At 45.6% G+C, this 25,941-nt stretch carries 3 protein-coding genes; 2 read left to right on the top strand and 1 reads right to left on the bottom strand.

Annotation, left to right across the window (positions count from 1 at the left end):
• Positions 1-477 precede the first annotated feature (477 nt).
• Positions 478-2,244 carry a sodium:solute symporter family protein gene (locus ACED41_RS05870; protein WP_017061487.1) on the top strand — a complete coding sequence of 589 codons (1,767 nt, stop codon included), beginning with the start codon at positions 478-480 and terminating at the stop codon, positions 2,242-2,244.
• Between the two features lie 247 nt (positions 2,245-2,491).
• Entirely contained in the window at positions 2,492-3,256 is a 765-nt protein-coding gene (locus ACED41_RS05865; protein WP_029235150.1) for a transporter substrate-binding domain-containing protein, read from the top strand.
• Positions 3,257-3,330: 74 nt separating this feature from the next.
• Here the strand turns inward: ACED41_RS05865 and ACED41_RS05860 are convergent, their stop codons facing one another.
• Positions 3,331-25,821, bottom strand: a complete 22,491-nt coding sequence (locus ACED41_RS05860; protein ID WP_371724638.1) for a retention module-containing protein — start codon at positions 25,819-25,821, stop codon at positions 3,331-3,333.
• Between the last annotated feature and the right edge of the window lie 120 nt (positions 25,822-25,941).

Raw genomic sequence — 25,941 nt, 5'->3', positions numbered from 1 at the left:
GCCCACTCAGTGACAAAAATTCCAAATACGCACCTCTATGATGAATAAATAGCATAGAAAGGCTTCATGGCCGCAGATAAACAGAAAATAGCGAAGTGAAAACAATGAGCTACACTTGAAATCTCAATACAAAAATTTTCAGTATAGGGTTCCAAATTAACGTGAATGTCGTCGCACAACACACCAATTTGTAGAACATTTGTTACAGTTATAATTAAAATCTTATAGATACGGCAAAGTAAGCGCTTTTGTTTATATTGTAATACATATAAACATTTAACCCTCAATTTATTTTAGATCTCAAACAAAATACACTCACATTTAAATTCAATTAAAACAAATACTTATATAACCACGTGTTAGAGGCCGAAAAATCAATGCGACCTAGATCATACTAAAGACATATTGTAGTACAAATAAACCTTGGGACGCGTTAATCTAAGCCCAGTTAATTATGATATTTAAAAGGCTGAAAAGATGACTATTGATACTTTTGTTGTTCTCGCCTACTTCTTCTTTTTAATCGCGATTGGTTGGATGTTCCGTAAGTTCACCACCTCTACAAGTGATTACTTCAGAGGGGGCGGCAAAATGTTGTGGTGGATGGTTGGTGCAACTGCCTTCATGACACAATTTTCAGCATGGACGTTTACAGGTGCCGCAGGACGCGCATTCAATGACGGTTTCGTTATTGTAATCCTATTCTTAGCCAATGCTTTTGGCTACTTCATGAACTATATGTACTTCGCTCCAAAGTTCCGCCAACTTCGTGTGGTAACGGCGATCGAAGCTATTCGTCAGCGCTTTGGTAAAACGTCTGAACAGTTCTTCACATGGGCAGGTATGCCGGACAGCCTTATCTCTGCAGGTATCTGGCTAAACGGTCTAGCTATCTTTGTAGCAGCGGTATTCAACATCCCAATGGAAGCTACCATTGTGGTAACGGGTATGGTTCTAGTATTGATGGCAGTAACCGGCGGCTCTTGGGCGGTTGTTGCTTCTGACTTCATGCAAATGCTTGTAATCATGGCCGTGACAATCACTTGTGCGGTAGCAGCTTACTTCCACGGTGGCGGCTTAACTAACATTGTTGCTAACTTCGACGGCGACTTCATGTTAGGTAACAACCTAAACTACATGAGCATCTTCATCCTTTGGGTTGTATTCATCTTCGTGAAGCAGTTCGGTGTAATGAACAACAGCATCAACGCATACCGTTACCTATGTGCAAAAGACAGTGAAAACGCACGTAAAGCGGCAGGCCTAGCATGTATCCTTATGGTTGTTGGTCCACTAATTTGGTTCCTACCACCTTGGTACGTTAGTGCATTCATGCCTGAGTTCGCTGAGCAATACACATCAATGGGCGACAAAGCCGGTGATGCTGCTTACCTAGCATTCGTACAAAACGTAATGCCAGCAGGTATGGTTGGTCTTCTTATGTCAGCAATGTTCGCTGCAACGATGTCTTCTATGGATTCAGGTTTGAACCGTAACGCTGGTATCTTTGTAATGAACTTCTACAGCCCGATTCTTCGTAAAAATGCGACTCAGAAAGAGCTGGTTATTGTAAGTAAGATAACGACTATCATGATGGGTATTTTCATCATTGCGATTGGTCTATTCATTAACTCTCTGCGTCACTTAAGCTTGTTCGATATCGTAATGAACGTAGGTGCGTTGATTGGCTTCCCAATGCTTATCCCTGTCCTACTAGGTATGTGGATTCGTAAGACACCTGACTGGGCTGGTTGGTCTACTCTAGTGGTTGGTGGTTTCGTTTCTTACATCTTCGGTATCTCTCTGCAAGCAGAAGACATCGAGAACCTATTTGGTCTAGAAACAGCGCTTACAGGCCGTGAATGGAGCGACTTGAAAGTAGGTCTTAGCTTAGCTGCTCACGTAGTGTTCACAGGTGGTTACTTCATCATGACTTCTCGCTTCTACAAAGGCCTATCGCCAGAGCGTGAGAAAGAAGTTGACCAACTATTCACTAACTGGAACACGCCGCTTGTAGCGGAAGGTGAAGAGCAACAAAACCTAGATACTAAACAGCGTTCAATGCTTGGTAAGCTTATCAGCACAGCAGGTTTCGGTATCCTAGCAATGGCTCTGATTCCAAACGAACCAACAGGACGCTTGTTGTTCCTACTATGTGGTTCAATGGTACTAACCGTTGGTATCCTATTGGTTAACGCATCTAAAGCTCCGGCTAAGATGAACAACGAGTCAGTCGCTAAATAGCTAAATAAGCAGCTAACAAGTTAAACCAAAATGAAGCCCATGTTATTCGATAACATGGGCTTTTTGTTTGTCTTCGGTTTATCAAAACGGAATATGAAACGCACCTCGATCAATGCTCACAAACCATAGAAATACCTATCTCCTGCCCTCGTTTTATCTTCTTTTCCAACCTTTCCAATGGTTTGATCTCTTTCTCTGATTGTTTCTGTTACTTTGAATGACAACACAAACACAACAGACAATTACAATAAAAAAAACATCACTATTACTTGCCTCCATTGCTCTGGCACTTTCTGGTGTCGCACAAGCTGACCAGCTAGAAGACATTCAAAAATCAGGCACTTTGCGTGTGGGCACTACTGGCGACTACAAGCCTTTCTCTTACTTCGATGGTAAAAGCTACTCTGGCTACGATATCGATGTTGCACAGCACATCGCGGAACAATTAGGCGTTGAATTGAAGATTGTTCGTACCACATGGAAAGCTCTACTGACCGACCTAGACGACGATAAGTACGACATCGCGATGGGCGGCATTACGCGTAAAATGCAGCGTCAGTTAAACGCGGAACAAACTCAAGGCTACATGACCTTTGGTAAGTGTTTCTTGGTTGCGAAAGGCACCGCAGAACAGTACGACAGCATTGAGAAAGTGAACCTTTCTTCTGTTCGTGTGGGCGTGAACATTGGCGGCACTAACGAGATCTTTGCCGACGCGAACTTGCAGAACGCAAGCTTCACACGCTACGAGAACAACCTCGACGTACCGAAAGCAGTAGCAGAAGGCAAAGTTGATGTGATGGTGACAGAAACGCCTGAAGGTCTATTCTATCAAGTAACTGACGAACGTCTTGAAGCGGCACGCTGCGAAACTCCATTCACCAACAGTCAGTTCGGCTACCTGATTCCTAAAGGTGAACAACGTTTGTTGAACACGGTGAACTTCATTATGGATGAGATGAAATTGAAAGGTGTTGAAGAAGAGTTCCTGATCCACAACTCCCTTAAGTAACTCTTTTCAATTTATACCGTAACAAAAAAGAGCCAGCAATGCTGGCCTCTTTCGTTATGGTTCAATGGTTCGCTTTAACCGTGAGTTATCACATTCTGCTGTACCAATGCATCCAGAATGTCCGAAGGCATGGTGCTACTTAAGGTTAGCTGTGGCGCAAGGTCTTCAACCACAATCACCTGTTCCGTAGTACCTAAGCCATCCGGGTTGATCGTAAGCTCAATATCATCCCCGTCCACTTTCGCGTCTATTTGTTGTAGCAACGCGGTCATGTCTGGAGATGTATTTTTAAGCTCCGGCAACACTTCTCTCAAGTCAATGCTGTCCCCTTCCGACAAATCAAAGTCGGTAATCGTATCTTCAACACCATCTTCGATGTTAAGCCATACGAACGAGTCCATACCATCACCACCAGTCAGAATGTCTGAGCCTCCGCCGCCAATCAGGGTGTCGTTACCGTCACCGCCAACAAGCGTATCGTCACCTGCGCCACCTTCAAGTCGATCATTCCCTGAACCACCCGTTAAGTCAGTCGCATTAGCACCAGCCAGTAACTGAACATCATCGGTTTCCGAAGCCAAGTTAATATCAACTGCGTTAGACACAATGTTCAAGTTAAGGTCAATCGATGCAGAGGTTGCTGTATCGTTGTTGTCAGTCTCTTCAGAAACCGCCTCGACTTTCAGTGTGTAGTTACCTGGAGTTTGAGAAAGCCCAACCGCTTGCAAGCTTTCAATTGCATCTGCCGTTGCTACCCAAACACCACCGCCAAGATCCGTCACAGAACCCGCAGCACTGGTGATTTGAGCGCCAGCAGGTACATCACTGATATGCAGCGTTAGCTCTTCTGTAATGTCCGTTAAGGCTGCGATAATCCCAACTAAAGGAATGCCACTCGCACTCACAGACTGACTCGCAGTAATGTTTCTCACGTAGTTAGTCGCACTATCGATAGACAGGGTTGGTGCATTCGCCACTGGCGTCACCGCGATGTTGTAAACCACAGGTGCTGTCTCTATCGCAATACCTGAAGGGTTGCCGCTGTCTTTGGCAACAACTTCTAATCCAATGCTATTGGTTGGAGACAGGCTCGCATCAAGGAAAACACCATTTGGACTGGTTGGCGTATCAATCAACGCATTCAGGTCACTCAATGTCCCCACTAAGATGACTGAACCCGTGTTGTTGCCGTTAACAACAACCGTCGTCACTGCTGGAAGTGATACATTCAATGTACCGTAATCCACCGTCAGCGTGACGGTCATCAGATCATCAGAAAATGTATCTACATAATCAGGGTCACTGACATTGATACCACTCAACAGTTGACCAGCATCCTCGTCAATAACCGTAGTGACACTGTCACCATTAACGACCGGTGTATCGTTCACTCCATCGACAATCGCGGTGATCTCCGCTGTATCCGTTAGGAAGTCATTAGCGCCGTTGGTTGTACCATCATCCTCTACGGTATAGGTAAACTTAACGTTGCCGTTGTATTCATCAGCTGCCGTAAATACCCAGTATGGGCCAGTGATCGTAGCATCATCAGCACCACCTACGTTCTCGAAGCGTTGTAGTTGACCTTGGCCTTCATCGAGCGCCAGATTAGTCACGGTAATCGTGTCGTTTTCCGGATCGCTCGTCGCAGCAATTAAATCGCCCTCTTTGATGATCAACTGACCTTCTTCAAGGATGTTGCCTAAGTCGATGTCCGTTGCTACAGGAGCGTCATTCACTTCCGTTACTTCAAGACTAATTTCAGCACTGTCGGTTAGGAAGTCATCCGCGCCATTAGTTGTACCGTCATCAGTAATTGAGTAATTGAATTTAACGTCACCGTTAAAGTCGTTGTCCGCTACAAATAGCCAGAATGGTCCGGTAATCGCCGCGTTATCGGCGCCACCTGCGTTTTCAAAGCGCGTTAATTTGCCTTGTCCTTGAGTCAGGGTTACACCCGTAACCGTCAGGTTATGGTTTTCAATGTCAGAACTTACTGAAATCAAGTCTCCTTCCACAATCACTATTTGACCATCTTCAGCAATCGAACCTAAATCAACATCAGTTGCCACAGGAGCGTCATTCACTTCCGTTACTTTAATGGTGAAAGTAGTTTGGTTGGTCTGTGCTGTATTCGGATCACCCGCGTCAATCAAGCCGTTATTACCACCATCATCGAGCGTTGCATTGATCGTGACTAAACCACTCTGGTTGAGGTAATTCTGGTCTGGATCGGGTTTGAACGTCACTGCTCCATTGGTCAATGCGGTATTGATATCGGCTTCTTTACCGGTAATCACCAATGAGCCACCAGGTTGCAATACAAACGTCACGTCAGGTGAGCTCGTAAACTCAAACACACCTTGCGCTCCCGGAAGTGTTTGATCGACTTGCAACGTAAGAACATACGGAGCGTCTGGATTATCAAAGTTAGCATCAACGTCGTAGATACTAAAGTTGTCGATAGCAACACTAATGTCTTCCGATGTTTTAATATTCGTTACGTTCACAAAGATCGGTTGATCGTTAATAGGATCAATCACCAGATCAACATCGAAGCTGGTTGGCGTCCCCAAATATTCGGTGTTATCAGCGTCAGTATCCACAGAGCGAACAGTAATCTGCAGCGGGCCATTAATGCCTAATACATTACCCGTATCGCTATTGTGTTCACCTGAATTGAATACGATCTTATCGAGCGACTGTGCAGGAACATCAAGTGTCCAAAGCTGCGTAACTGGATCATAACTAGCCAAGGTTGTGCCGTCTGGATAATAGATAGAGGCATCTTGAGGAACGCCCGCAACTTCTACTCGAAGTGTCTCTGGTGCATTCTCGGTATAAGTGCCGTTGCCCGTTGCAGATAGCTCTTTATCCAAAATCGTCGCATTGATTTCGATATCAATGTTTTGACCTTCGTTACCTGTCACAGAATCTGTTGGATTAGTATCAACATCATCACCCACAGGTACCACATGCAGCTTAAAGCTTGGCAGATTTGATGCTGCAGTAGGCACACCCAACAAAGATTCTTGAGTAAATACGGCAACACCAAATTCAGCCGTACCACTGAAGTCCTTAGGCGGTAAAATCGAAATCTCACTCAAGTCGAACGATAACCCTGATGCTTGAGGTAGTTGAACACTCCACTCACCACCACCATTATTCTTCACCGTGTATGCCGAACCAGTATCTGCACGCATCTGGAAGCCATCAGGTACATCTGTAAACTTAATCGACACAAACTGTTCTGAGCCATCAAGGTCAGTCAGTGCAATCGATACAGGCCCTGTGCCCGACAAAGAAATCAGCTGGTCCTCAGTACCCGTAATCTCGATAACATCAGGATCGCTACCCGGGCCAGTGACAGACACGTCATCCACCACAGGAACGACTTCAAAACTGACATTGGTAGAGAAAGTATCGGTATCAGTCGCGCTGCCAGTTGGCGAAGCTGCATCATTGTATGTAGCAGTATCGGTAATCGTCCCGCTGACATTCACTTGCACCTGATTTACGTCATTATCTGTTGGGTAATTTAACGCCGGTCGGAATAGTACATTATCCAACGCGCCTGCATTAATCTCAGCTTCATTAAAGGTCACCGATGTGCCAAGCGATACCCCTGCGCTGGTATAGAAAGCCCCAACACTCGTGTCATTTAACGTCAGTGTGATAGAGGTGAATTTTTCGTCACCACCTTCAACTCCGCTTACTTGGTCATCAATGGTCGAGCTGAAATCAAGTTGGATATAGGTATCTTCGTAGCCGACTGGATCTTGCCCTGCTTGACCGTCGGTATCGACAGGGTTAAACGAATCGTCAAGCGAACCAACGACAGTAACGTCAATATCTGGGTTACCTTCAACATCAGGAGCAACTTTAATGACTACTTCTGTCACTAGAGTTTTCTCATCCCCCGACAATACGTCTTTAGTTACTATCGTCAACGGCAACCTAAAGTCGCCGGAGTAGTCGGCTGGTAAGTTAAGCAGTAGTCCAGAGAGGTCGGTCGAGACCCCTTGATCGACGGTAGTCTGGAATACATATTTGCCATTAACAAAGTCTAGGTCGCTGCTTCCCGATAAACTAATTGGGAAGGTGACTTCGTTCACCGCTCCTGGATTAATGGTCACACTGTCATCAATAATGATGGTCACTTGATCAGTTGAGTCATCTTCGCCCGAGAAAGTAATTAAACCATTCAATGCCGTACCTAGATCTAACTGGGTGTCCTCAATCGCATCAACAACACTGTCTGGTGTTATATCAATATCGGCTGCAACCTTAGTACTCCCAGCCACCACTTGAGGGAATGACAGAGTGACTTCTCCGTCCCTACGAGCGGCCGTAGATGACTCAACCTCAGCACCATCACCTCGGTCTATTACCGTGCTAAAGATATCCATCTTGATGTCATTGAACCCTCCTGCCCCGCTGTTTCCTGAAGGAAGAACAAGGCCGTTCGATGCACTGATGCTAAATATGTCTTCATTCGTTACAACCCAGCGCCCATTGCCTTCATAAGCAGCGCCAATAACGAGCAGTTGATTGAGTACAGCATCTGATAGCTCCGAACCGTCCACGTTTGTTAATTCAATAACTAACTGGTCAACTTCTTCGATAGCGGACGAAGCATCTGTTTCTTGATATCGAATGACGAACTCATCCGTAACCGATGTATTATCGCTGTTGGTTGTGAACTTAAGCACGCCAGTGTTTGCATCAGCAACTACGGTTGCTAGTGCTCCAGTACCCAGCACATCATCGACGATAAGCTTGTTGCTAGCGTCTTTCGGCTCAACGACTGGACGTACGATAACATCAATCGAGCCCGTGATTGTCGCGGTAGCGATGCCCTGACCAGGATCAGTCGCATCAACATACTCATGATCTCGCTCTTCGATCATGACAACCGTATTAAGCGTAAAGTCGGTGCTCGAGTCTTGTTCAGGTGTGATCTGAATAAAATTATTGTTCAGTGCAATTTGAGTAAACTCTTCTGCCGTCTGTCCACTCTTCGGCGTAATGGTTAAAGTGCCTGCTGAAGCATCGTAAACCCAAGTTACATCGCCATTAACCACAACACTTTCAACATCTGTCGGAATGGCACTGATCACAATAGAAGTGAAATGCTCATCATCATCAATATAATCAGTACCCTCTGGGTGCCAATCAATACTGATCGCCGTATCTTCATCGCCATTAGTGACTGTGCTGTACGTCGCTGAGGTATCGATTCTAGGTTCGACCAACACTCGCACTTCTTGGTCAAACGTAAGCGTATGACCGTCATTCTCAGTCACGATCACTTTACCCTGAATGTGAATGTTCTCTGTTGAAGAATCGACAGGTCTGATGCGGATTCCTGAGGTTTTACCTGCGTCAGTGATGTTCGCTTCGTAGATAGGTTTAGAAAGATCGGGGCTACCACCCGGACCGGTTTCGTAACCGACAAAGTTAAGGTCAATAATGGTACCGTCACCGTCTTCCAGAATAACACCATCAGGAATACCCGAGAGGATAACGGTTATGGATTCTGAACCATCGTCAGGTAATGGGGTTTGATCTACTGCTGCAGGATCAGGTCTTCTCTCTCCCGACAACACGGTGAAATCAAGCTCGGCGTAGCTGTCTCCATTCTGGCTCTCTTGGATCGTGGTTTGAACACCAGGTGTTGTGCCATCGGTGATTGCTGTCCAAGCCGAACCGTTTGTACCGCCATAAGGAATATCTGCAACCCCTTTAACCTCAACGTTAACCGTTTTAGTTCCTAGGATTTCTTCATCAACTTGTGCACCAGTAGAGAGGTTCGCAGTGTCTTTAACCACACCGGTTACATCAAAAGTAAAATCGACATTGCTGTGTTTAGTCGGAACAATCTCTACGTTGGCGAGATCGGAATACGCCACTTCCTGATAATCAATACCGTTAATGGTGATTGTAGGAACTGGGGTCGTAGTTCCAAGGAAATAAAGCACCGCCCCTTCGGTAATATTACTGATACGAACAAATAGCTCTTCTGAACCATCAGTGTCCACTGAGCCGTTCATTGTGATGACTTCGTCTAGCGTGAAGGCATCTTTGTTGTCCAGAGGACCTAGGTAGTCTGGGTCATCAATATTGTCTTCGTTAATACGAATCCTGTTAACACTGAATGAACCAGGATCCGCGTCGGCAGTCACATCAATGATAATATTTTGCTCAACAGAGCGAGCGGTCGTTTTGTCTAACCCGCCGTTCGCTGAGTCATCGTATGGGTTAAGCGTCTCTTCCGTAATTGCCGTCGCTTTGAACTCAATTTGTCCAGAGAAGTTGTCGATTGGGTTAACGACTGTGCTATTGATATCAGCAGATGCGATGATATAAACACCATTAACAGGCGTTAACACATTGCCATTTTGATCAAGTAACTCAAACTTCCCATCACCCTGAATCGCTTCAAGTTCATAGGTAATCGTCTCAGTATTACTGTTATCTTGCGATTCAGCATTCAGCTGCAACGTAACATTGTCTTCATCTTCATTCACTTGATACTGATAAGTACTGTTGGCGTCATCCCACGTTGCAATATCCGCTACCGCTTCAATCTCGATTCTGAAGTTTGAGTTAACGGTGTGATCCGTATTGCCATTTTTCTCAATTTCTAGCTCATAACGAACGCGCCCACCAGTTTCACCCGAACTAGCGTGTTGGTCCGGAACAAAGAACAAGTTGTCTATCGTCGCAATAGTTTGTCTTGACTCATTCGGATTTGGAGCAAAGCTTTGTTCGAGTTGAGGAGGACCAAATATAATGCTCCCATTTGACTCAGGCACTAATTCAATGTAGTCAGCACCATCAAAGTAATAAAAAGTACCTTGATGACTATCACCTCCGTTCGGGCTTTTAATCGTCAACTGGCCAATAGATTCAGCGTTATCTTGGTCATACAGACTAACTTGCAGCGCAACTTGAGCTGGCGCATTAGGCAAACCATTTTGGTTATCTTGAATATTCTCAAGAGCCGGCTCATCGCCTGTTGCATAAGGTATGGTTGAGTCTCTACCCGCATCCTCGAAGGTCGTCACTTTCAGAGCGATTCTTGTAGAGTCCCTATCAGTAATCGTTATATCTAACGGTGTTTCAGAGGTATCTAAATCGCCATCCGTCGCAATCACATTAATCGAAAAATCGATGGTGTCTAGGCCGTCATGATCGAGATAGCCGTTAGCTCTAAATTCAACCTCGCCATTTGAGTTGATACGCAAACGCCCTAGCTCACGGGTGTCCACGCCACCACTACCATCGTCGGTTTGTTCGTACACTCGTACTTGTTGACTACCGCTATTTAAATCGAAACTGCTGCTGTACGGCCCGCTGTTTCCTGTACGGAAAACAATATCTGCACCATTACTGGTAATGCCCTCAATTCGACTCAGTACCGCGCCATCCGCGCCGACATCCGTCGCATTAGCAAACATGTCAACTTTGGAATTACCATAGCCCTGGCCTTCAATTCGTGTGATCGATTGAGTTGTCACCAATGGAACATCATCAGTCACCGTGATTTTCAAATCGATCGCGTTTGATTGGTCTTGATCAAAATCTTCTGCAACAACAGAAAAGTTAAGGTCAATTGCGTTTTCATTCGCGCCATCAGGGTGCTTAAGTGGTTTAAACAATTCAAACTGATAGCTGTTATCCGAGGTATCGAAAATAATCTCAAACACAGCTTCATTACTCGTTGCAGTTTGAGCAACGTAAGTAAATGTTGTGCCGCTTTGTGAAACAGCAAGCCACTCTAAACTTTCTCCGTTGGAGGTTAAGCCAGTCAGAACCAAATCTTCATCAACCAGTTCATACTTCACAACACCATCCGCGCCTTCATCGACAGTGAACAGGCCATTAATAATGGTGTCTTCAGATTGATCGGAACCAATACCAGTAAGATCGTCTTCATCGACAACCGCTTCACCCGTCGGCGCACTCATTACTGGCGCATCGTCTAGCACCTCGATTGGCAATACATATTGGTTAGAATCATCGCCGTCACCATCAACCGCAACGACATCAAATGGAATCGTTAAGGTATTGGAATTCGGGCTTGTTGGGTGGTTTAGAGGACCTAGCAACGTAAACGTATAAGAGCCGTCATTCGCTAGCGCGAGCGTGAAGATAGGAGTTCCACTTGTCGTCGTACCTTGATAGGTCGTTGTGTTGGCGGCACCTGTGACTTCTGTAATAGAAATCGCTTCAGTTCCAGAGGTCAATGTCGCTTCAAGCGCAGAGATATTACGCAGTTCGTAAACCTCTACTTGGTCTGCACCTTCTGTGGTAACAAATGCACCTGTTGCTTGAGAAATCGCAGAGCCGAGATCATCTTCATCAACCACAAATGTGCTGGTCGCTGTCGTATCGGTAATGACAGGCACATCATCGGTGATAGTAACGATCAAAGGTTTCATCACAGAGTCGGTATTGTCTTGGTCGACCGCGATCACTGGCAGAGTGAATACTTGATCGTTGTTGCCTTGCACAGGCAGATGATCGAGCTCTTCCAACAAAGTGAAGGTGTATTTGCCTAGCACTACACTATTAAAAGTGATGGTAAAGATATCCGTTTGAACACCCCCACTCTCAACGAAACCAATATAGGTTCCGCTGTTGGCTGGATCTTCTTTAAGCTGAACCACTAGGCCATCCGATTTCAAATCACCAGACGTGTTGAACTGAGTGGTATCAATACGGAAATAGCTCACATCATCACTTCCCGCTGTGAAAGCAATGGTTTCAGTTTGGCTCACAGGTAAGCTCGGAGATGAACCATCCACGAGATTCGCTTCTTCCAATGCAACCGTTGGTACAGTATCAATTACCGGTGGAGCACCATCTGAAATCGTCAATGTCACGGTCGAAGTAACAATATCACCGTCTTTATCTTCTGATGTCACGGTAATCGTCTTAACGATATCACCACCAGAATGATTCAGGTTTCGATTAGGCTCAAAGCGCACATCACCTTCAAGCGTGATAAACAACGAACCTTCCGTAAATACAAACTCTTGCTCACCAGTGTTGGTTTGCACCAGAGACTCTTCAGGCTGACTACCATAAGTAAATTTGGTTATGGTGGCGCCATCAGCACTTTGCGCAGGCATCACATCAAATGTCGTTGTGGTAGGTGTGCCCGTGCTTGGTTCAGTGATGCTAAGCGCACCAGACTTCATTAACTGGACATCATCGGTGATGGTTACTGAAAGCGGTTTAGACGCTGAAATATCGCCATCGGTGTCTTGCGCGTAAACAGAAAGATCAAAACTCAGATCGTTGCTTCCTAAGCCATCAACGTGATCCAAACGCTCAAGCAGCGTAAAGGTATACTGGCTAGGATTAGTATCATCAAAATCTAGGGTGAATATGATTTTCTCACCACCCGAACCATCCGTCGTAAACGCAATGTAGTCGCCAGAACCCGCAGGCTCCTCACGTAAACTCAATTCAAGGCCATCAGACTTCAACACGCCGTTGGTATTGAACAGCCCAGCTTCAACGACTATTTTTCCAATGTCATCACTGCTCGCTAGCGAGGTGATAGTCTGAGTCACACTGACAGGCGTTCCGCTAGGTGTCGAACCATCCGCAAGTAAGCTTTCCGACAAGCTGACACTTGGCACAACGTTGATTGTTGGTCCATCGCCATCAACAATCGTAAGCGTGACTGTTGATGAAAAGGTATCTTTATCAAAGTCAGAAGACGTAAACACAATCGACTTAACAATGTCGCCCGCAGAATGATCTAGATTTCGGTTTGGTTCGAACCTTACATCACCGCTTAGCGTGACAAACAATGAGCCTTCAGTGAAGGTAAACTCTTGCTCGCCATTGTTAGTTTGATCCAAGGTGATCGCTGAACCGCCACCAAAAGTAAACTGAGTAATGGTCGCCCCATCAGCACTTGGTGTAGGCATTACATCAACAGTAGCAGTGGTTGGTGTGCCAGTATTTGGCTCTGTGATGCTTAACGTGCCATCTTGCATCTGTTGAATGTCATCTTGTATCGTTACCATGACATCGCGTTTAACCGAATCATCACCATCGGTATCAACGGCGTAAACAGGCAGGTTGAAGTTGAGGCTGTTATTAAGATCACCATCAAGGTGATCTAACGCCTCAATCAAAGTGAAGGTGAACTGCCCTTTATTAACGCTATCAAAATCAATGGTGAATACATTAGTTACGTTACCGGCCCCGTCATCAGTAAACCCGATGTAGTCGCCAGGTGAAGCAGGATCTTCTTTTAACTGAACAACAAGACCATTTGATTTGAGTAGGTCGCCAGGATTGAACTCGTTGGTTGCAATTCTAAAGTGGCTTAAATCATCACTACCCACGGTATAAGTGATCGTTTGTGTCGAGCTAACCGCTGAACCACTCGGCATAGAGCCATCAGCAAGACCAACTTCCGATAGGTTAATATCTGGCACTACATCGATAACCGGATCAATTCCGTCTTTGATCGTCAACGTGACATCCGCGGTATCGGTATCGTTATCAAAATCACTGGTCGTCACGACTATCGTTCTCACGATATCGCCAGATGAATGGTCTAGATTTCTACTTGGTTCAAAGCGCACCTCACCTTCAATCGTGATGTACAGTAAGCCATCGGTTACGGTAAAAACTTGTTCTGTAGACACAGTTGGGTCTAACGTAACAGCCGTGCCACCATCGTAGATAAACTGAGTCACTTTCGCGCCATCAGCACTCTGTGTCGGCATAACGTCGATTGTTGGCGTGGTTGGCGTACCTGCTGCTATATCAGCAAGTGAAGGCTCAGTGATACTTAACGCCCCATCTTGAACGCCTTGTACATCATCGGTGATCACCACGGTCATTGGCGACATTGCAGAATCATCACCATCGGTATCAACCGCTAAAACAGGGACATCGAAACTTAGAGTATTGTTTTGTAATCCATCTGTATGGTCTAACGCTTCAAGCAGTGTGAACGTATATTGCCCTAGATTGGTTGTCGAGAAACTGATCGTGAAGACGTTGGTTTCGACGTTAGAACCGTCCTTGACGAAGCCAATGTAATTACCAGAATTCGCTGGCTGCTCTTTAATCTCAACCTCTAATCCATTCGACTTCAAAGCCCCCGCAGTATTGAACTGAGCAGGGTCAATTCTGAAATAACTAACATCGTCACTACCCTCTGAATAGGTAATAACTTGAGTCATCGCCACTGGATTGCCGGTTGGCGAAGAACCATCAGCGAGATCCACTTCTGAGAGCGTAATTCCAGGGACCAAATCGATCGTTGGAAGATCACCATCGGTAATCTTCAATGTCACGGTAGATGAGACGATATCACCATCAATGTCAGTAGATGTAACAACAATCGTCTTAGTAATATCACCACTCGTGTGATCTTGATTTCGCACAGGCTCGAATCGTATCTCACCTTCTGTGGTAATAAATACAGAACCTTCAGTGAACACAAACTCTTGCTCGCCATTCACATTGAGATCAAGGCTTTCTGCACTGTTTCCATCAAACACAAATGAAATGATTTTTGCTCCATCTGCGCTCTGATTTGGCATCACGTCCAGAGTATTCGATGTTTCGACGACTCCAGCAGGCTCACGACTGGTTATTGTGCCGCCTTGCATCAACTGCACATCATCACCAATAGTCACGCCAAGCTGAGAGACTAACGAATCGTCGCCGTCACTATCCACCGCATACACAGGCAGATCAAAACTCAGGTCGTTGTTGACACGTGCATCTTGATGATCCAAGGCTTCGATTAAGGTAAAGGTGTATTCACCTAAGGTTGTCCCAGAAAAACTCAGCGTAAATACTGTGGTTACCGCATTCGACGAGCTGGTTGTAAATCCGATGTAGTTGCCCGACCCTTGCGGATCTTCACGTAATTCAACAGCTAAACCATTCGATGTGAGTGCATCATTGGTATTGAACTCTGTTGGTTCAAGGCGGAAGCGGACCACATCATCACTTTGATTAGTGAAGGTGATGGTTTCGGTTTGACTTACCGCACTGCCACTTGGGGCTGAACCATCCGTCAGGTTCGTTTCAGATAAGCTAACCGTTGGAATAACATCAATGGTTGGAATATCACCATCGGTGATCGTTAACGTAACGGTTGACGTGACTGAGTCTTTGTCGAAATCGCTTGAGGTCACCACTATCGACTTAACAATATCGCCGGCCGTATGGTCAAGATCTCGATTAGGCTCAAAGCGAACTTCACCTTCGAGGGTAATGTACAGTTTGCCTTCTGCGAAGATAAACTGCTGTTCGCCTGCAATATTTTGATCGAGGGTGTTTACGACGCCATCATAAGTGAACTGAGTGATGGTCGCGCCGTCAGCACTTTGGTTTGGCATGACATCAAAAGTAGCCGTGGTCGGTGTACCAGCCGCTAAATCAGCGACGGTCGGCTCGGTAATATTGAGCGCACCACCTTGCATGATTTGAACATCATCATCAATCGTTACATTAAGCTGCGATACCAGTGAATCATCACCATCACTGTCTACCGCATAAACAGGCAGATCAAAGCTCAGATCATTGTTCGCTAGGCCAGCAACATGGTCTAGCGCTTCAAGTAGAGTGAAAGTGTATTCACCTAACGTGGCTGAAGAGAAGCTAATGGTAAACACGGGGACTTCAGCGCTCGAACCGTTGGTAATAAAGCCTATGTAAGTGCCCGGATTAGTAGAATCTTCTTTTATCTCGACCGCAAACCCATTCGATTTCAGTACACCACCGACATTAAACTCAGTTGGTTCAATGCGGAAACTCGTCACATCATCACTTTGGTTAGTGAAAGTAATCGTCTCGGTTTGACTTACTGCGCTACCGCTCGGGCTAGAGCCATCGCTAAGGTTAGTTTCAGATAGAGTAACGCTTGGCACGGCATCGATGGTTGGGATATCACCATCGGTAATCGTCAGCGTAACCGTTGCTGTCACGGGATCGTTATCGAAGTCACTTGAAGTCACCACAATCGACTTCACGATGTCTTCGCTCGTTGTGTGGTCTAAATTACGATTTGGCTCAAAACGCACTTCACCTTGAAGAGTAATGAATAACTCTCCTTCCGTGAAGCTGAACTTTTGCTCGCCATTGTCAGTTTGATCAAGTGTTCGAAGTTGACCATCGTAGGTGAACTGAATGATTGTCGCGCCGTCAGCACTTTGCGTTGGCATCACATCGATGGTATTGGTCGTTACAGTACCACCAGCCAAATCAGCAACATTCGGTTCAACGATATCTAATGTGCCGTTTTGCATGATTTGGACATCATCACCGATAGTCACATTGAGTTGAGACACCAGTGAATCATCACCATCTTTATCAACAGCGTAAACCGGCAGGTCAAAGCTTAGGTTGTTATTTCCTAGCCCATCAACGTGATCTAACGCTTCCAACAGTGTGAAGGTGTATTGACCGATATTGGTATCCGAAAAACTAATCGTGAACACGTTCGTTTCAACATTAGGCGCCGTCGTCACAAAGCCGATGTAGCCACCCGGCGTACTTGGGTCGACTTTCAACTCAACCGTCAGTCCATTCGATTTTAGAAGGCCGCCAATATTGAACTCAGTAGGTTCAATACGGAAACTCGTCACATCATCACTTTGGTTGGTGAAGGTAATGGTTTGAGTTGAACTTACCGCACTTGCATTCGGAGCAGATCCGTCGCTCAGATTCGTTTCTGACAGAGTAACGCTTGGCACCGTGTCAATCGTTGGGATATCGCCATCAGTAATGGTTAGCGTTACCGTTGAAGACACAAGATCGCTATCGGAATCACTTGAAGTTACGACTATCGACTTCACGATATCGCCACCAGTATGGTCAAGGTTACGACTTGGTTCGAAACGAATATCGCCTTGCAGAGTGATATATAATGCCCCATCAGTAACCACGAACTTCTGCTCACCTGTATCGTTTTGATCAAGCGTTAATACCGCCCCACCATCATAAGTGAACTGAGTAATGGTCGTGCCATCAGCACCTTCTTCATCAAGTACATTAACGGAAGCTGTCGTCGGAGTACCTGCTGCCAAATCTGCAACCGTTGGCTCTTCAATTGTGAGAGAGTCATTAACCATCACTTGAATATCATCAGTGATAGTTACAGCCAGTGGCGACATTAGCGAATCATCACCGTCGCTATCAACCGCGTAGACTGGCAAGTTGAATGTGAGGTCGTTATTGCCTTGAATCGGCGTGTGGTCAATCGCTTCGATAAGCGTAAAGGTGTATTCACCCAAATTAGTACTGCTGAAATCAAGAGTGAAAACGGTAGTTTCAGTATTCGAAATATCAGTCGTGAAACCGATATAATTACCCGAACCTGCAGGTTCTTCTCTAATCTCGATCACCAGACCATCGGACGTGAGAGAATCGCCAACGTTAAATTCACTAGGCTCTAAACGGAATTTCTCAACATCGTCACTTTGGTTGGTGAAAGTGATGGTTTCTGTTTGGCTAACCGCACTGCCGCTTGGTGATGAGCCATCAGCGAGATCCGATTCTTCAAGAGCAACACTCGGAACAGCATCGATAGTAGGGTTATCACCATCAGTAATGGTCAAAGTAACGGTTGATGTCACCGGATCGTTATCAAAGTCATTCGACGTCACGACTATCGACTTAACAATGTCTTCACTCGCAGAGTGGTCTAGGTTACGGTTTGGCTCGAAACGCATTTCACCTTCAAGGGTGATGAACAAGCGACCTTCTGCGAAGTTAAACTGCTGCTCGCCTGAAATACTTTGATCCAGTGTATTTACGACACCGTCATAATTGAACTGAGTGATGGTCGCGCCATCTGCACTTTGATCGGGCATCACGTCAATGGTGTTGGTTGTTACAGTGCCGTCAGCAAGATTTGGCTCGATGATATCTAACGTACCGTCTTGCATGATTTGAACGTCATCACCAATAGTCACATTAAGCTGAGACACCAATGAGTCATCGCCATCGCTGTCTACCGCATAAACAGGAAGCTCAAAGCTTAAATCGTTTTTATCTCGGCCATCCACATGGTCTAGCGCTTCAAGTAAGGTAAAAGTGTATTCGCCCAACGTACTTGTAGAGAAAGCAATCGTGAATACAGGAACTTCAGTATTCGAGCCATCGGTAATAAAACCGATATAAGTACCCGGATTAGCCGAATCTTCTTTTATCTCAACCGCAAATCCATTCGATTTCAGTGCACCGCCCACATTGAACTCTGTTGGCTCAATACGGAAACTGGTCACATCATCACTTTGATTGGTGAAGGTAATCGTCTCAGTTTGACTGACTGCACTGCCACTTGGCGCAGAGCCGTCACTAAGATTAGTTTCAGACAGAGTAACGCTTGGCACTGCATCAATGGTTGGGATATCACCATCAGTAATAGTCAGAGTGACCGTTGACGTCAGTACATCGTTATCTAAATCGCTTGAAGTCACCACAATCGACTTCACGATGTCTTCGCTAACCGTGTGGTCTAGATTGCGGTTTGGTTCGAAGCGTACTTCACCTTCAAGTGTGATAAACAGAGAGCCTTCAGTGAAGATAAACTCTTGCTCACCGGTATCAGCTTGGTTAAGCGTCAGTGGAGTCCCACCATCGTAAGTAAACTCAGTAATGGTCGCGCCATCAGCACTCTGCTCTGGCATCACATCAATGGTACTGGTTGTGATTGTGCCGTCTGCAAGATTTGGCTCAGTGATATCTAACGTACCATCCTGCATGATTTGAACATCATCACCGATGGTTACATTTAACTGAGAAACCAAAGAATCATCGCCATCGCTGTCTACTGCATAAACAGGCAGGTCAAAGCTCAAACTGTTATTCACCAGACCATCTTCGTGGTCAAGCGCTTCAAGTAACGTAAATGTGTATTGACCTAGATTTGTACCAGAGAAGGTAACGATAAAGACGTTGGTTTCAACATCCGACGCGTCTTTAACAAAACCGATGTAATCGCCAGCACTGTTAGGATCTTCTTTTAGCTGAACCGCCAAGTTGTTTGACGTTAACGTACCTAGAGTATTGAACTCTGTTGGCTCGATACGGAACGACTCAATATCGTCACTTTCATGAGTAAACTGAATGACTTTGGTGTCACTGACCGCAGAATTCGACGGATCAGAGCCATCGGCTAGATTCGTTTCAGATAGTGAAATTGGTGGAATGACATCTATGGTTGGGACATCGCCGTCCGTAATCGTAAACGTCACTGTCGAGGTAAGAACGTCATCATCGCCATCGCTTGATGTCACAACGATATTTTTAACAATATCGCCTGCTGAGTGGTCTAAATCTCGGTTCGGCTCAAAGCGCACTTCCCCTTGAGTCGTAATAAACAGTGAGCCTTCGGTGAAGGTAAACTCTTGCTCGGTCGCATCATTCGGGTCTAGAGAGTAAGCGGTGCCGTCATAGGTAAATTGAGTCACACTCGCGCCATCGGCACTTGCGGATGTTAATACATCGAAAACGGATGTCGCTGGCGTACCTGCAGACAAGTCGGCAACAGTAGGCTCTTCGATACTAAGCGAACCACTCACCATCACTTGAACATCATCAGTAATCGTTACCGATAGCGGTGACATTAACGAGTCATCACCGTCGGTATCAACCGCGTAAACTGGTAGTTCGAACGTGAAGTCGTTATTGCCACGACCATCCTCGTGGTCGATATTCTCCAACAGCGTAAAAGTATATTGCCCCAGAGTCGCAGCGCTAAAGCTTAATGTGAAAATCTGTGTTTCTACATTCGAGGCACTAGTTGTAAAACCAACATAGTTACCTGAGCCTGCAGGATCTTCTTTCAGATCAATTGGCAGACCATCGGATTTCAATGAGTCATCACTATTAAACTCACTAGGCTCTAAACGGAATTTCTCAACATCATCGCTTTGATTCGTGAATGAGATGGTTTCCGTTTGGCTAACCGCACTACCACTTGGCAATGAGCCATCAGCGAGATCCGCTTCTTTAAGTGATACGCTCGGCACCGCATCAATAGTCGGATTATCACCATCAGTAATGGTCAGCGTAATGGTTGAAGTTACCGGGTCGTTATCAAAATCGCTTGAAGTCACGACAATCGACTTCACGATATCTTCACTAACGGAATGGTCTAGATCGCGATTTGGCTCAAAGCGCACTCCACCTTCAAGGGTGATAAACAGCTCGCCTTCCGTGAAGCTGAATTGCTGCTCGCCAGTGTCATTCTGATCAAGTGTTCGTAACTGACCATCATAAGTGAACTGAGTGATCGTCGCGCCATCAGCGCTTTGAGCTGGCATCACATCAATGGTGTTGGTCGTCACCTTACCATCAGCTAGATTTGGCTCAGTGATATCTAACGTACCGTCTTGCATGATTTGGACATCATCACCGATGGTCACATTGAGTTGAGACACCAGTGAATCATCGCCATCGCTATCTACCGCATAAACAGGAAGATCAAAACTCAGATCGTTCTTATCTAGGCCATCTGCATGGTCTAGCGCTCCAAGTAAGGTAAAGGTGTATTCGCCCAACGTACTTGTAGAGAAAGCAATCGTGAATACAGGAACTTCAGTATTCGAACCATCGGTAATAAAACCGATATAAGTACCCGGGTTAGCAGAATCTTCTTTTATCTCGACCGCAAATCCATTCGATTTCAGTGCACCGCCCACATTGAACTCTGTTGGCTCAATACGGAAACTCGCTACATCATCACTTTGGTTGGTGAAAGTAATTATCTCGGTTTGACTGACTACACTGCCGCTTGGCGCAGAGCCATCGGCTAAACTAGTTTCAGACAAAGTAACACTTGGTACCTCATCAATCGTTGGGTTATCGCCATCAGTAATGGTCAGCGTCACTGTGGAAGTCAGTACGTCATTATCTGAATCGCTTGAGGTCACCACTATCGACTTCACGATATCTTCGCTAGCTGTGTGGTCTAAGTTACGATTTGGCTCGAAGCGTACTTCACCTTCAAGAGTGATGAACAACTCGCCTTCAGTGAAGCTAAATTGCTGCTCATCATTGTCAGTTTGATCCAGAGTGCGAACTTGACCGTCATACGTAAACTGGGTGATAGTCGCGCCATCGGCACTCTGATTTGGCATCACATCAATGGTGCTAGTTGTGATTGTTCCATCAGCCAGATTTGGCTCGATAATATCTAACGTACCATCTTGCATGATTTGAAAATCATCACCGATGGTCACATTAAGCTGAGACACCAATGAATCATCGCCATCACTGTCGACGGCGTAAACTGGCAGATCAAAGCTCAGATCGTTATTTGCAAGGCCATCCGCATGGTCTAATGCTTCAAGTAAAGTGAAGGTGTATTGACCTAAATTGGTATCTGAGAAGCTAATCGTGAACACGTTGGTTTCAACGTTCGAGCCATCCGTAACAAAACCGATGTAACCACCCGGTGTGGTTGGGTCAGCTTTCAGTTCGACTGCCAGGCCGTTTGATGTCAAAGCGCCACCAACATTGAACTCAGTCGGTTCAACACGGAAACTCGTCACGTCATCACTTTGGTTAGTAAAGGTAATGGTTTGAGTTGAACTTACCGCGCTGTCACTTGGCACAGAGCCGTCACTCAGACTTGTTTCTGACAAGCTCACTGTTGGCACATTATCAATGGTTGGGATATCACCATCGGTAATGGTCAGAGTGACGGTTGAGGTCAACACATCGTTATCGGAATCGCTAGATGTCACCACGATTGATTTCACGATGTCTTCGCTGAGTGTGTGGTCTAAATTACGATTAGGCTCAAAGCGCACATCACCTTCAAGCGTGATAAACAACTCGCCTTCGGTGAAGCTAAACTGTTGCTCGCCAGTGTCATTTTGGTCAAGCGTTCGAAGTTGGCCATCATAAGTGAATTGCGTCACCGTTGCGCCATCAGCACTTTGATTTGGCATCACATCGAAAATCGCCGTCGTCGGTGTGCCTGCTGCTAAATCAGCGACCGTCGGCTCAGTAATATTGAGCGTACCGTCTTGCATGATTTGAACATCATCGCCGATGGTGACGTTTAACGGAGACATCAGTGAATCATCGCCATCACTGTCTACCGCGTAAACAGGTAAATCAAAGCTGAGGTCGTTATTGCCACGGGCATCTTGGTGGTCCAAGGCTTCAAGTAAAGTGAAGGTATATTCACCTAATGTGGTGCTAGAGAAACTCAGCGTAAATACCGTGGTTTCTACATTCGTCGCACTGGTAGTAAAACCAATGTAGTCACCCGACCCCGCCGGATCTTCACGTAACTCAACGGCTAAACCGTTCGATTTAAGATCGTCGCTAGTATTGAACTCAGTTGACTCAATACGGAAACGAACCACATCATCACTTTGATTGGTAAACATGATGGTTTGAGTAGAGCTCACCGCGCTGCCACTCGGAGCAGAGCCATCGCTCAGGTTAGTTTCAGAAAGAGTAACGCTCGGAATAACGTCAATCGTAGGGTTATCACCATCCGTAATCGTCAGCGTTACGGTTGAAGTCAGAGCGTCATTATCAAAATCACTTGAAGTCACGACAATCGACTTCACGATATCTTCACTCACTGAGTGGTCTAGATCGCGATTAGGCTCAAAGCGCACTTCACCTTCAAGGGTGATAAACAGTTCGCCTTCTGTGAAGCTGAACTGCTGTTCTCCTGAAATACTTTGATCCAGTGTGTTTACGACACCGTCATAAGTGAACTGAGTGATCGTCGCGCCATCAGCACTTTGATTTGGCATTACATCAATGGTGTTGGTTGTGATTGTACCGTCAGCAAGATTTGGCTCGGTGATATCTAACGTACCGTCTTGCATGATTTGAACATCATCACCGATAGTCACATTAAGCTGAGACACCAATGAATCGTCGCCGTCTGTATCAACCGCATAAATAGGCAGATCAAAGCTCAGATCGTTCTTATCTAAACCATCTACATGGTCTAACGCTTCAAGCAGAGTAAAGGTGTATTCACCCAATGTGCTCGTAGAGAAAGCAATCGTAAACACTGGGATTTCAGCGCCCGAACCGTTGGTAATAAAGCCAATGTAAGTACCCGGATTAGCCGAATCTTCTTTTATCTCAACCGAAAATCCATTCGATTTAAGTGCACCGCCCACATTAAACTCTGTTGGTTCAATACGGAAACTTGCTACATCGTCGCTGCCTGCGGTAAAGGTAATCGTCTCGGTTGCGCTAACTGTACTTCCGCTGGGAGCAGAGCCGTCATTAAGGTTGGTTTCAGAGAGAGTCACAGGCGGGATCAAATCAATGATCGGATCTTGGCCATCGGTAATACTTAACTCAAGCGTCGAACTATCAGTATCCCCATCACCATCTTCGGCTAAAAATGAGAACTGTTTGACGATAGTTTCACTGCTTGAGTGGTCGATATCACGAGCGACTTCAAAACTGAAGTCACCGTTTAATGAGATAGTGACGACACCTTCAGTAAAACTGAAAATCTGGGTAGCATCGGGGAGCAGGCTTTGATCGAGTGAGTAATCAACACCGTCGTAGTTAAACGATTGAATTGTAGAACCATCTGCGCCTTCAAAATTGAACAGGTTATACGAAACAATAGTATCGCCCGCTAAGGTCGGCTCGGTGACTGATTCAACCTTATCAACTAATTCAACGACATCGTCTTTAACATTAACGAGGATCTCAGCAGCTTCTGGTGTGTTCGAACCTCCAGACAGTGCAGAACGGTCGCCATCTGCATCAACAGCATAAATTGGCAATGCAAAAGTTAACAGCGCATCTTCAGCGCCTTGATGAGAAAGTTCTTCATAAAGATTAAACTCATAGTTGCCCAATGAAGGGCTATCAATTTTAACGTCAAAGACCGTAATTCTCGAACCATTGACCTCAACATAACCTTCGTAAGTTCTTACACCGTTGGTTTCATCAATCAACTCAAGTAGCACAGCCTCGCCATTTGAAACCAAGGTGCCATTAGTATTAAATTCAGTGGGTTCTAGCTCATAATGGTCAATGATGTCACTTTCAAAAATGTCCGCGGTGATACTGCCAGTGCCAGACACTGGCGCCGTGCCCTCTTGTGAGCCGCCAACAATGCCCGCTTCATCAACATCAATACTGTCAACATTAGTAATAACAGGGCTATCGCCATCAGTAATGGCAATGTTGATCGTATTGGTTACAACATCTTGGTCAAAATCGGTAATCGTGATTGGCAAAGCGAACGTCAGTGAATCGGTACCCACTTGTTCTATCGGATTAGACTGCTCGAATTTATAGGTGCCATCGGTATCTAGAGAGATAGTGAGAACAACCTCACCTCGACCTTGGATGGACAGAGTAATCGTTGTTCCATCATCAGAAAGTCTCGCAAGCGTGTTTTGATTATCACTGAGCAACCCATCAAACTGGTCCAGTGCACTTGCATCAAATACGGCTGATTGAAGGTTATCACTACCAATATTTGAGAACGTCCCTTCGATTGCCGCGCTGCTAGTTTCAACGTTAGTGATATTGACACTTTCAACAGACGGATCTATCCCGTCAAACACTGAAACTTGTGCGTTAACGAGTGTTGCTAGCGGGTTCCCAGCGGTGTCTTCACCTTGAATATCAAAGGCAATATCTATTTGATCGCCAGTGTAAGAAACCTGACCACCGCCAACCGACGGTACATGATCAATCGGCTGGGAAATCGTTGTGGTTAGAGAAAGCTCAATGTTATTGCCAACACTGACGGCATCAATGTCGATACGTAATACTTCGTCGGTACCTTGAACACCAACGATAGAATTAGTCGTCGCGTCATAGGTGAAGATAACGGACTGACCACTTGAAGTAATGTCGCTGTTTAATTCACTAAGTAGTGAAGCGAGGGATAAAGTTTCTGGAATGAAAGAGTCAGGGGCGAGAGCTAAACTACCAGCAATAATCGTTTCTGTCGTTGTTACAGATTGGGGATAGGTATTGCCAGATATGGAGCCTTCAGTCAGTGTTTCACTGATTGATTGGCCACCTGATGAACGAGTGATCGATCTGAATTCTTCTCTGTCTTCATCAACAGTTTGTTCTGCTAGACCAGCGGTCTCAAAGAAAGTCGATGGATGAGTTTCAGTGTAGTTATAGTCAATCGTCACAAAGCCAGCATTTGCAGAACCTAGTCCGCCACCAGCAGCCGTTGCTTCTAAGATTTGAGTCGGATCGGCACCACCTAAAATGGCTTCTTGAATTGCAGCAAGGTCGTCTTCAGTGAAGGTTTCTGCGTCTGCTTGCTGTAAGTCAAAATTAACCTCACCAGCTATTGGGGCATCTACCCATGCAGCGTTGTCATCAACACAACCGACGCAATTCTCTGCAACCGGAATCGAATCATTCTGAACGCCTAATACAAGCTCTGACTTGTTGGCCGTAATCACGATCTCATTTTCACGGATGGTATCGCCAACTGAAACTTTTCTTGCGCTGCCGTCTGGCTTAACTACGACGACATCTCCACTCGTTGCTTCAACTACCGCAACCTGTCGCGAAACTTCAATATCCATACATCCCCCGTTGTCACAAAGCACTATTTTTAAGCGCTGTGAAAATTATTTGTAATAGCAATTTCAGGTTTTAATTGAACGCATACTTAGCTCTCATCAATGGCAATCCATTGTTATGCC

The sequence above is a fragment of the Vibrio sp. 1F255 genome, assembly GCF_041439145.1.
GTDB lineage: Bacteria > Pseudomonadota > Gammaproteobacteria > Enterobacterales > Vibrionaceae > Vibrio > Vibrio crassostreae_C.
Note: the sequence above shows the minus strand (reverse complement) of the source record. Positions and strands in the feature narration are given on the sequence as shown.

Excerpts from the sequence above, each read along its gene's own strand:
- ACED41_RS05870 (WP_017061487.1), top strand. The coding sequence starts at position 478 with ATGACTATTGATACTTTTGTTGTTCTCGCCTACTTCTTCTTTTTAATC.
- ACED41_RS05860 (WP_371724638.1), bottom strand. The coding sequence starts at position 25,821 with ATGGATATTGAAGTTTCGCGACAGGTTGCGGTAGTTGAAGCAACGAGT.